The organism is Alkaliphilus peptidifermentans DSM 18978, assembly GCF_900101495.1.
GTDB classification, from domain to species: domain Bacteria; phylum Bacillota; class Clostridia; order Peptostreptococcales; family Natronincolaceae; genus Alkaliphilus_C; species Alkaliphilus_C peptidifermentans.
The window spans coordinates 1-11,548 of sequence record NZ_FMUS01000049.1; the positions used below are offsets into that span (position 1 = coordinate 1).

The following is an 11,548-nucleotide window of genomic DNA, read 5'->3' on the forward strand; positions in this document are numbered from 1 at the left end:
GTTTAAATGCTGCGGAATTTTATGAAATATCTCAGTATCAGAAAACAGAAGAGTTCAAGGAAAAATATAAAAAGAGAGCTTCTATAGAAGGTAAAAATGCTGAACTCAAAAGATTTCATGGACTATGTCGAGCAAGAGGATATGGCTTAATAAGTGTGTCGAAACAATCAAAGCTAGCTGCAATAGCGGTAAATATCAAGAGGATAGCAGCAATAGTCTCCTCTTTTATATCTAGTTTTAAGGGAACTTTAGAAATGACAGACTATTTTTTACATTTGTCAAAATTTCTTGCGATTTAACGAAAAAAAGGACCAGTTTTTCACTGATCTCGGACGTTTTGTTTGCCACCCTTTTGTTGATGAGATCAATTCAACAACACAAATGCCCAGATAAAGGTCCATCTGATTTTAAATCTTTATTTTTATTAATGGGGGATAACATGTCAAAATTAATACTTATGTTAATCAGTATTGTCACACTTTTGCTTATATTTATAGCAGGCTCATTCCTAGCAAATTTTCTATTTAACCAAGGTGTAGTAAAGGAAGTTGAAGCGCTTTTTAGCAAGGTAGATATGAAAAATGAAATTGTGACTATAGAGGATATAGAAGGGCTACCACAAAATGTTCAAAAGTGGCTTGAGTACTCTGGAATTATTGGGAAAGAAAAAATAACTGCTGTACGTTTAAAGCAGATAGCAGAAATGAGATTGGGAAAAGACAAATCATGGATGCCAGTTCAATCAGAGCAATATTTTATAACGGAAGAGCCAGGTTTTATCTGGAAGGCAAATATTAAGGCATTTCCGCTAATTCACATTGTAGGGAGAGATAAATACCAGGATGGACAAGGCAATATGCTCATTAAACTTCTTTCATTATTTACAGTTGCAGATTCCAAAGGCAAAGAAATCGATCAAGGTACCTTGTTAAGATATCTTGCTGAGACGGTTTGGATGCCAACTGCAGCTTTAAACGAATACATAACATGGGAAGAAATAGATGAAGATAATGCCATAGCAACAATGACCTACGGAGATATAACGGCTTCAGGAGTATTTACGTTTAATGACAAGGGAGAGGTTATTAAATTCGAGGCTGAAAGATACGGGGAGTTTAATGGCGAGTTTAGAATAGAGACATGGTCAATTCCTATTGGTGATTACAAAGAGTTCGAAGGAATAAGGGTACCAACTAAAGGGAATATCACATGGAAATTAGATGCCGGAGATTTTAATTGGTTTAATTTCGAGGTTATAGATATTGAATATAATATACCTGAACCATTTAATTCAAGAGACTAATTTTATCGAAGCTTGTTTTCCATGGTGAATCATATCTATTGTAATTTTAGTTCATTATTATTTATAAAATATATGGGATTAGAGTGAGTATAGTCCTACAAATCATTTTCATACACCGGTCATGGTAGCAGTTGGTAAACTTGACCGGTTTTGCTATTGTCCTTGTAATCAAGGGGGGGCTTGCTAGGTGAAAATAAAAACTCTCAGTAGGTAGTAGTAGCGTGGGGTAAAGAGACGATAATCTATTATTCGTCAATTAACAAAACACAAAACATCGGTGTACGAATTCGGTTTTTCGGATACACTTTTTATATAAAAAAACAAAGTTAACACTATATATTAAAGCAGGAGGAAATGAAGTATGAATAAAAGGATAAAAGGCCCCTTTGATTATAATAGAAAAGAAGAATTTTCAGGTAAGCTATCTCAATGGATTGGGGAGGTTTTTTATGATATCCTCCCAGAGCATGGATACGAAGTTCGTGAAGAACAGATATATACAGCATTTCAACTTGCCGATGCAGTTTGTAATAAAAGAGTTCACTTTGCTGAGGCTGGACTAGGTACAGGGAAGACATTCGCCTACTTACTAACAGCAATAGCCTATGCTGGTTTCACTGGGAAGCCTGTGGTGATCGCCTGTGCCTCAACAGCACTACAAGAACAACTGGCAGGACCCAAGGGAGACATTCAGAAGCTTTCTAATATTCTTGGCTTAGAGATAGATGCGCGAATGGCGAAGGACCCTCGACAGTATATCTGCGATTCTCGAGTAAATGACATAAGTAGTATGTATGAAGAAAATGATAAGCTAATGCCTAATGAGCTTAATCAATGGTTAGAAAAAACCAAACTAGGTGAACGCTCTGAAATGCCTCTTATTTCGGATCGTGTGTGGAAGCAAATTGGGTGGGATGAGTCTATGGACTGTGATTTGTGTTCGAGAAGTGGTTACTGTAAGCTTGTTAGGGCAAGGGAGCATTATAGACCAGCTAGAGACTTAATTATTGCTGATCATGGAATCTTTTTTCAAGACTTATGGACTCGTGAAGAAAGAATTGCAGAAGGTAAACTGCCAATCATTCCAGACTATTCAGCAGTTGTTTTTGATGAAGGCCATAAAGTTATGCTACCAGCAGCCATGAGTGCAGGACAACATATTAATAAGGAAGATATAGATAACATTATCTTCTCCATAGAACAAATCCAGGAGGCTAGGGAATCATTTATTTCAATTTCCATTGTTTTGGATAAGGCATCTTCTATGTTTTTTGAAACACTTAATATTTGTGTGATTAAAGGTAAACAATCGGGACGCTTAGCATTTAATATCGAGGAGAAGTTACTTAAAGCAGCTGAGAATTTTCGTGAGGCCTTAGATCGTCTCCTGTTAGAGCTACAAATTGAGCAGGAATTATACATAGAAGCAATACCAGCCAGTATTATTAAAACTTATGAAATTCAAATAGAAAGAGCAACGATAGCATTAAGCAGATTCTATAGAAATAAGGGTAGAGATGTGATTACCTGGATAGATCAATTGGACGGTAGCTTCTGGGTGGTTCCAAGGAATTTAAGTGAAATGCTAGATGCTCACTTATTGCATAAAGGATTACCTGTTGTATTTAGCTCTGCAACCTTAAGTAATGAAGGCGATTTTGGTTACCTTACCCGAACCCTTGGGTTAAAAAAACCGTCCTATTCCACCGTTGGGAGCTCTTTTGATAATGAAAATCAAGTTGTTGTCTATTTATCACAATTTTCTTCTAATAATAATGAAGATGACTTCTCACTTTCCATTAAAAAGTTAGTGTCTTTATTAAAGTTAAATGATGGACGAGCTTTAGTGCTTACCAACTCTCTAAATGAAGTTGGGAAAATCAGGAAAGGATTAGAGGATTATCAGCTGCCATTTGAGATTTTATATGAAGATAGAGGGGAGCGAGGATACCTTGTTGAAAAATTTAGAGAGGAAGTATCATCGGTATTAATTGGTAGTAACTTTTGGGAGGGAATTGACGTCCCTGGTGAGGCATTATCTCTTCTTATAGTCTGGCAGCTTCCCTTTCCCTCGCTAGATCCTTTAATTGAAGTACAACGTAAAGAGGCGAAGGCTGAAGGATTAAATCCAGTTTTGGCAGTAGATTATCCTGAAATGGGGCTGAAATTAAAACAAGGATGTGGTAGATTAATTCGAACAAAGGATGATCGAGGGATAATAGTTATTATGGATTCTGTAATGGGAGCTCCTTGGGAAAAAATAGTTAAGGGTGCACTCCCTTCTGGAGCTGAGGTTAAAACTATAGAAGACCTATTGAATAATACAAGGTGATATATCTTTCCTCAATTACTCATATACTAGATAATTATTAATGGGTAACCAAAGGACGTATTGATTGTCTTCTTGTGTTGATTAGATAAGCTTAAATAATTATAGTGGCAAACAAAACGTCCCCCTGGCTCTTCTTTGCTTTTTAAAGTAAAGGGTGACTTGTAAAATAGCATTTATATATATATAATTATCTAAGAAAGAATTTTAACTAAATTTAAATAAAGTTCTATCCAAAAAATAAAACTACAAGATACATAGTTGGTATTTACTGGGAGTGATAATGATGATGAACTTGTTGAAAAAATTCATGGTTGGAAGATATGGAGCAGATCAGCTCTCTATTTTTTTACTAATAGTATCAATGATTATAACATTGATAAGCAGGATTACTGGAAGCTCAATATTGATGACCATAAGCTATATTCCATTAATTTTGACTGGCTATAGAATGCTTTCGAAGGATTTAAAAAAGAGAAGCATGGAGAATTATAAATTTGCTATATTTGTAAGTCCTATTTATTCCAAGTTTAAAAAAGTACAATATCGTATTAAAGACTTTAAGACTCATAAATATTATAGATGTGCTAAGTGTAAGACTACGCTGCGGGTTCCAAGAGGTAAAGGGAAAATTTTGATTACATGCACAAGGTGTAAAGATAAGTTTACTAGAGAGACTTAAACAAACAAACCATTAACATAAGATTTAAATGGTAAGGAGAGGGTAACAATAGATGAGGCTAATTAAGAAAATCTCAGGCAAAATATTACATAGAATTACTAAAATAATAAGTGTTATAATGGATAGTTTAATACATCTAATTGAGAATTTAGTGTTATTTGTTGGCAGTTTTTTCAAAGGTTGTTTAGCTTTAATAAGTATGGGTGGATGCCTATTTTTTTTGTTGTTTGCTAATTTGGCTTTTAGGATATTAATGAGTCCTGTTGGGTTATCCACTGTTTTGTTTTTATTATCATTTCTAATATTTGGGGGTAAGTTTGCATCTTACTTAAAATATCTTAAATATATTACAACGGAGTTTTTATATAATACTGCCAATTACCTTATGGATCAGGAAAATTATAAATACAAAGCTTTCAATGAATACAAAGCTGATTATAAGAAAGCTGAAGAGGATAGAATAAGAGAACAGCAACAACGCTATTATCAGCAGCAAAGAGAATGGGAAGAACGTTTTAAACATCAATGGTATTATCAAAATTACCAAAGTGGTCAAAGTAGTGGTGGCTATGGACAAGGGAGATATGGCCATGATTTTATAAACTCTAATGTTGAGTTTAAAAATAAGTATGAGAGATGCTGTGATATTATTGGGGTAGCATATGATGCTGATAAATCACAAATAAAAAGTGCCTATAGAAAAAAGGCAAAAGAATATCATCCGGATTTAAGTAAAATTCCAAATGCAACAAAGATTTTTCAAGAAATTACTGCTGCATACGAGTTTTTGAACGATAAGAATATTCAGTTGTATAAAAACAAGTAAAAATACTTGTTTTAATGAGTAATAGAAAGAAGAATAAAAATGCTTAGTGATGTTAGTCACAAAGCATTTTTTATTTATATAAAATATTTTTTTAAAAAATAGAAGCTTATATATTTAATGTCGATGGTACCCTTCAGCGTCCTCTTTAGTTTCATGAATAGTACCACGTGGATGCTCAGGTGGTGCATAAATAGAATACAATTTAAGTGGTGTACAACCTGTATTAATAAGATTGTGCCATTTCCCAGCAGGGATAAATATTGCATAATCATCATACACTTTTGCTTGGAAGTCCAACCTATCTTTTCTGTCTCCCATTTTAACAATTCCTTGCCCTTCTTCAATACGTATGAATTGATCGTGGTCATCATGAATCTCTAAACCAATGTCGTCCCCAACATTAATGCTCATCAATGTAAGTTGCAAATATTCTCCTGTCCACAAAGCCGTACGAAAAGTATTATTTTGCTTAGTTGCCTTCTCAATATTAACTACAAAGGGTTCAGGTCCATAATCCTTTAATATAATAAAATGACTCCAATAGTCTGGGTAATTTACTGGTGGGTTAGCCCAGTAAGGATATGGATATGTTCTGTAATCATTATACCTATGGTGGGGGTTATACATTGGTGTATTAACCCAGTAATGACATGGATATGGTTGATGAGTATTATACATTATTACTCATTCCTTTCATTTATTTTTAATATTATCATATGCTTAGTGTTAGGAGAGGTGCTTCATTTCAATCGCATTGTTGCGGAGCAAAAACTCAGATTAAGCATATGATAAATCATATAGGTTATTAAAAACTAAATTGTATTGGAGGACGATTGGTATGACTAAATCAAATTTTAAAGCATACTTAAAAAAACAAGGGCAAAGCATTGGTAAATATTATCCCAAGGGTAAGGCATTAGGTTTAAATGCTATCAACGATATAATCATGTGGGCTAATAGAGTTGAGAGACTTTTTGATTTAAATTTAGATGTGATTGCACAGGGTTCAAAGGAAACTCAGGAGCTACTTAAAAAAATAAATCATAGTAATCTTGTTTCAGATAAGCAGAAAAGGAACTATTCAGGTGCAGTAAGGGCATATTTTGAATTTATTAATGGACACGTGCTACCCTCGGAGCAATAAAAGAAAATATCCAAAAAAGAAAAGCATCTAGGTGCAACCTAGATGCTTTTCTTTTTATTTAAGAAGAGAAAATGAGAAAAAAGAAAGTAAAAATAAGAATGAAGATTATAGAGGATAAGGAAGAGAATTAACTTGACATTATAATTGAAGTAAGGTGTGAAAAATGGTAGTATTTTAATAAGACTGTAAATTTTTGTCGATTATAGTTACAAAATATAGTTTAGGAAAGCAAATGATAGGGGTGATCTTCATGAAGAAACTTATTAAGCTTATTATTTTACTGCCATTAATCTTTCCTTTGATGCTAATACAAATTGGAGAAACTCATGGTAATGAGAAGGATGAGAATAGATATAAAATAGTAATTGGAGACGATATAAACTACCCGCCTTATAGTTATATTGACAGTAATGGTAATCCAACGGGCTTTAACATAGAACTAGCGAGGGCGGTAGGAAGGGCTATGGGCTATGATGTAGAGATTAGATTGGATGAATGGAGCAATATTAGAGAGGCATTAGAAACGGGAGAAATCGATGCCATATCAGGTATGTTTTATTCAAAGGAACGGGAAATGAGCTACAGCTTTTCGACTAAACATACTATTACAAATGGAGATATTTTCACTCAAAACAATATGGAAATTTCATCAATAGAAGATCTTTATGGAAAACAGGTAGTAGTTCAAAGGTCAGATATAGTGTCAGAATACCTCCAAGGTCTAGACCTTAACATTGAATTGATTGAAGTACCAACAGTGTATGAAGCACTGAAGCTAATAGAAGATGAGGTATATCAATATGCCGGACTTCTTAAATTACCAGGCCTTTATAGCATTAGAGAAAATAATTTTAAAAATTTAAAGGCTCAAGATCTTGAATTAGCTCCACAAGATTATTCTATGGCAGTTAAGAAGGGAAATGAGGATCTACTAATGCTACTAAATGGTGGGTTACATGTGCTAAAAGCAACGGGTGAATATGAAGAAATTTATGATGCCTGGCTTAGTATATACGAGCCCAAAACATTAACAGCTACTATGAGGAGGTATAGAGGATTATTAGCTATTGTCGGCTTGACTTTTATAACATTGATTATTATGAATTTAATGCTAAAGCATATTGTAGATAGAAGGACTAAGGAATTGCAGAATGCTAATCAAATTCTTTTTAAAAATCAAGAGGAGCTTAGAATTGTAAATGGAGAGATGGAAGCGGCTATTGAGGAAGCCATAGCTATGGAAGAAGAACTAAGAAAACAATACAATTACTTAATGGAAAGTGAACACAAACTTAAGACTAGTGAAAGTAAGAATCGAGCTATCATCGATGCGTTACCAGATATAGTTTTCACAATCAGCGAAGATGGTATTTTCTTAGATCGTCAGGCCAATGAAAATAATGATATGTTATTGTCAAGAGAGAAAATTGTTGACAAAAAGCTTGAAGATATTTTTCCTCTTGATATTGCTTATCTCGGTTATCAGAAGATAAAGAGTGCCCTTCAAACCGGCGAACTACAAAGCTTTGAATTCCAACTAGAGGAAAGAAAAGATGAATTTTACGAGATTAGAATAGTTAAATCTAGAGAAAATCAAGTAATAGGTATTACAAGGAATATAACTACAGATAGGCTGTACAAAAGAGAGATCGAATATTTAAGCTATCATGACCACTTGACAGGATTATATAATAGGCGATTCTTTGATGAAAGGTTAAAAAAACTTGATACTGAATCCAATTATCCTCTATGCATTATCATGGCAGATGTTAATGGATTAAAATTAGTGAATGATTCCTTTGGCCACCTCATGGGTGATAATCTACTAAAGAAATTTTCGGAGATACTTAAAAACATATGTATTAAGGATGAAGTCATATGTAGAATTGGCGGGGATGAATTCGTAATTTTAATTCCGAGGATGGATAAGGTTGAAGCCGAAGATTTAATTAACCGAATAAAGCATAGGTGTGAAGGAGAAAAAATAGGTTCTGTTGAGTTATCTATTTCCTTCGGATGGGATATAAAAAGGCACGCCGAAGAAGATATCCATGAAGTGTTTAATAAAGCAGAAAATTATATGTATAAACGTAAACTTTTTGAAGGCCCAAGTATGAGGGGGAAAACAATAAAGACTATCTTAAATACTTTACATGAAAAAAACCAAAGGGAAAATGAACATTCTCGAAGGGTTTCAGAATTATGCACAGAATTCGCAAAGGCCCTCAGTCTATCAGAAAGAGAAGTTGAGGAATTAAGGACTGTTGGACTTCTTCATGATATAGGTAAGATTTCAATTAATGAAGATATATTAAACAAACCTGGAAAATTAACGAAGGAAGAGTTTGACGAAATAAAGAGACATCCAGAAATAGGTTATCGGATTCTTAGCACTGTAAATGATATGGCAGATATGGCTGATTTTGTACTTTGTCATCATGAGAGATGGGATGGGAAAGGATACCCAAGGGGGTTAAAGGAAAATGAAATACCAGTACAGGCTCGAATGATCGCAATCGTAGATGCTTATGATGCTATGATTAGCAATAGAAGCTATAGAGCAGGTATGACGTATGCAGAAGCTGTGGAAGAATTAGTTAGGAACTCCGGTACACAATTTGACCCGCATTTAGTAATTATATTTGTTGAAAAAGTTATTAATAAAGAAGTTTAGCTAAGGAATATTATAACACCCCTTGTATACAACATTGTCTACAGGGGGTGTTTAATGATAAACAATTTTTCATAAATTCACTGTTTAGCAATTCTTCAATGACACTCTAGTGATTAAAAGAATAGTATGATAGCAAAAGAACAATTAGGAGTTGTTCCTATGCTAATCTTAATTAATACAATTAGTAACCTTTCAAAATTCTATCTGTCCCCATGGTGTTTTGTTATTTTTGCTTTTATTTTAATTCTTTCAGTTATTATAGGCGCAAAGCTATACCGTAATAATTCCAATAGAAAGGTTAAAAAGGATTTAGAAGTTACGCTAGATGAATTAATAGAGATGGCTGGTTATTCATATGATTTAGAACAAGACATATTCTTTTCTAATATGTATGCCTGGCAGAGAGATATGGGATATTGTCGTCTATATGATGAAGCAGCAGCTCCATTAAGTATTATTATAGATTGTGAGCCTATTTATTTTGAGTACAATGACAAAAGATGGTTGATTGAATTTTGGAAAGGTCAGTATGGAATGGCAACGGGCTGCGAAATTGGAGTATATGCAACCGATGAGCCTAATATTGATGTTATTGGCCTTTTTAATGGACCATTTTATTATTGTGTTGGAGATGATGAGCTATTACAGATGTCCTTTGTGTTAACTAAGAATGGTAAGACGTTATTTGAAAGGAGCCACAAGCACTGGTGGCTAACAGGCTTCTTGCTAGGAGAATTCTCTGAACCCTCGGAACTAATAATGAATCTATATATCACCTTGGATAATGAAACGATGAGGGATGAGTTTTTAAAAGGTGTGTTAGCTGCAGGATATTTGCAGGAAGAAATAAAAATTAATGCTAACACAATAGGAATAAAATTTGATAAAGCCCACACCAATCAACCCTTTACACGGGGAAAAGCAACGGATTTGATAACTCAAAGAAAAAATAAACGTCTATGTGATGAATATCATGAGCTTACAAAAGAATTTGATAATTCATTGGATAAGATAAAAGCAATTCAGGAAAAAGCACCTGATATGTTAGACAAAGTTTTTTGTATAGGAAAAAGCAAAGAATTATTTAAAAGCTTTGAAAGAATTAAAAGATATCTGAAGTAAGCTTATATTGTAGAATGCATACTTATTTATATTTTAATATAGGTGATATCAAGTATTTTAAAATACTAGTCACTTTTGCTGGGGGGTAAATATGAAGAAATTAGATCGAGTATCTAAAGTATTCCATTCAGCTAAAGAAATTCCTTTTGATGATTCCTCTCGATTCATTTTAATGAGTGATTGTCATAGGGGTAATGGAGATTGGGCAGATACTTTTTCTAAAAATCAAAACATTTATTATGCTGCATTAACTCATTACTTTAAGGAAAACTATACTTATATTGAACTGGGAGACGGAGATGAGCTTTGGCAAAACCGTAAACTTTCTGAGATTATCCAAGAACATAGTGATGTTTTCAGGTTGGTATCAGAATTTTTCAAAGAAGGTAGACTTTATTTTATATTTGGAAACCATGATATAGTAAAGCAGAATATTAAACTCACACAAAAAGGTTTATATCAATACTTTAGTGAAGAGATGAAGAAGGATATTAACTTATTCGAGAATATACAGGTTCATGAAGGGTTAGTGTTAAAGCATAGTGTAACCGAAGATAAGATTTTTCTTATTCACGGTCATCAAGTGGATTTTTTAAATTATGAGCTATGGAGATTAAGTAGATTTTTAGCTAGATACTTCTGGAGACCACTTGAGGCTTTTGGAGTGAATGACCCTACCAGGACTGCGAAAAATTATACTAAAAAGGAGTCAGTTGCTAATAAACTAACAGAGTGGGTAATAAGGGAAAAAAATATGCTAATAGCTGGGCATAATCATAGACCTATGTTTTCTGAAATAGATGAGCCTCCATACTTCAACGATGGAAGCTGTGTTCATCCTGGCGGTATAACAGGAATTGAAATAGCAGATGGGAATATCCTGCTAGTAAAATGGAGTATTAAAACAAAAGAGAATGGGATATTATTCATCAAAAGAGATGTACTTGCTGGACCCAGAAGGTTAGATGATTATTTTAGAAATCTGAGGGTTGTTTTCAAAACATGAGTTCCTTAGGACGCTTCGCTGTATCTTCCACATTTATCATAAGGGGGTCACTCCAAACCGCCCCCTTAACAACTCCAGAGCCAAGTTCGAACCAACGAGCCAAGGGGACGCAACGAGCCAAGGGGACGTTTTGGGACCAGTGAAAAAGTCCCCTGTAAACATCCAGTTTAACTTACACATATGTTTATATATTAAGTGCAAAATATTTTTAAGGTCATTGAAAATACTTGATTTTAGACAAAAAAACCCCCGTTTATGGTATAATGTAAGTACGACCAAACAAAACCAAAAGGGGGTTTTTTCATGCTTCAACATAAGCCAAAGCAAATATCTTTTCACTCATCATTATATAATAAAATACCAGAAAATCATATACTAAAAAGAATAGATTCAGCAGTAGATTTTAGCTTTATCAATGGATTACTAGAGAATAGCTATTGCAAGGAATTTGGACGACCTGCT

Annotated in this window: 10 protein-coding genes and 1 pseudogene; 10 read left to right on the forward strand and 1 reads right to left on the reverse strand. The window is 33.9% G+C overall.

What is annotated here, in order from left to right; all coding sequences use genetic code 11:
• The 5 genes from BLP68_RS20655 to BLP68_RS20675 all read left to right on the forward strand — a co-directional run.
• Positions 1–299: transposase (locus BLP68_RS20655; RefSeq protein ID WP_176758996.1), on the forward strand; the 299-nt coding region annotated here is incomplete at its 5' end.
• 140 nt (positions 300–439) lie between these two features.
• Positions 440–1,303: a DUF6544 family protein gene (locus BLP68_RS20660; protein ID WP_091547606.1), complete on the forward strand. Its 864-nt coding sequence runs from the start codon at positions 440–442 to the stop codon at positions 1,301–1,303.
• A 361-nt stretch (positions 1,304–1,664) separates the two neighbouring features.
• A complete protein-coding gene (locus BLP68_RS20665; protein WP_091547607.1) occupies positions 1,665–3,635 on the forward strand; it encodes an ATP-dependent DNA helicase in 1,971 nt (656 codons plus the stop codon).
• Between the two features lie 283 nt (positions 3,636–3,918).
• On the forward strand, positions 3,919–4,314 hold the full coding sequence (locus BLP68_RS20670) for a hypothetical protein (RefSeq protein ID WP_242877050.1): 396 nt from the start codon (positions 3,919–3,921) through the stop codon (positions 4,312–4,314).
• Positions 4,315–4,366: 52 nt separating this feature from the next.
• Positions 4,367–5,140 carry a DnaJ domain-containing protein gene (locus BLP68_RS20675; RefSeq protein ID WP_091547610.1) on the forward strand — a complete coding sequence of 258 codons (774 nt, stop codon included), beginning with the start codon at positions 4,367–4,369 and terminating at the stop codon, positions 5,138–5,140.
• A 114-nt stretch (positions 5,141–5,254) separates the two neighbouring features.
• Here the strand turns inward: BLP68_RS20675 and BLP68_RS20680 are convergent, their stop codons facing one another.
• A complete protein-coding gene (locus BLP68_RS20680) occupies positions 5,255–5,818 on the reverse strand; it encodes a cupin domain-containing protein (protein WP_091547612.1) in 564 nt (187 codons plus the stop codon).
• A 160-nt stretch (positions 5,819–5,978) separates the two neighbouring features.
• On the opposite strand from BLP68_RS20680, the gene BLP68_RS20685 reads away from it, so the two are divergent.
• From BLP68_RS20685 to BLP68_RS21535, 5 genes and pseudogenes are all read left to right on the forward strand, one after another.
• Positions 5,979–6,284, forward strand: coding sequence for a hypothetical protein (locus tag BLP68_RS20685; protein WP_091547613.1), 306 nt, complete (start codon positions 5,979–5,981; stop codon positions 6,282–6,284).
• A gap of 250 nt (positions 6,285–6,534) precedes the next feature.
• The gene (locus BLP68_RS20690; protein WP_176759137.1) at positions 6,535–8,958 is read left to right on the forward strand and encodes an HD domain-containing phosphohydrolase; all 2,424 of its coding nucleotides are present in this window, start codon (positions 6,535–6,537) and stop codon (positions 8,956–8,958) included.
• Positions 8,959–9,117: 159 nt separating this feature from the next.
• Positions 9,118–10,080, forward strand: coding sequence for a DUF4474 domain-containing protein (locus BLP68_RS20695; protein WP_176759138.1), 963 nt, complete (start codon positions 9,118–9,120; stop codon positions 10,078–10,080).
• A gap of 91 nt (positions 10,081–10,171) precedes the next feature.
• On the forward strand, positions 10,172–11,086 hold the full coding sequence (locus BLP68_RS20700; protein WP_091547618.1) for a metallophosphoesterase: 915 nt from the start codon (positions 10,172–10,174) through the stop codon (positions 11,084–11,086).
• 303 nt (positions 11,087–11,389) lie between these two features.
• A pseudogene (locus BLP68_RS21535) lies at positions 11,390–11,548 on the forward strand (IS5/IS1182 family transposase); the annotation flags it as partial.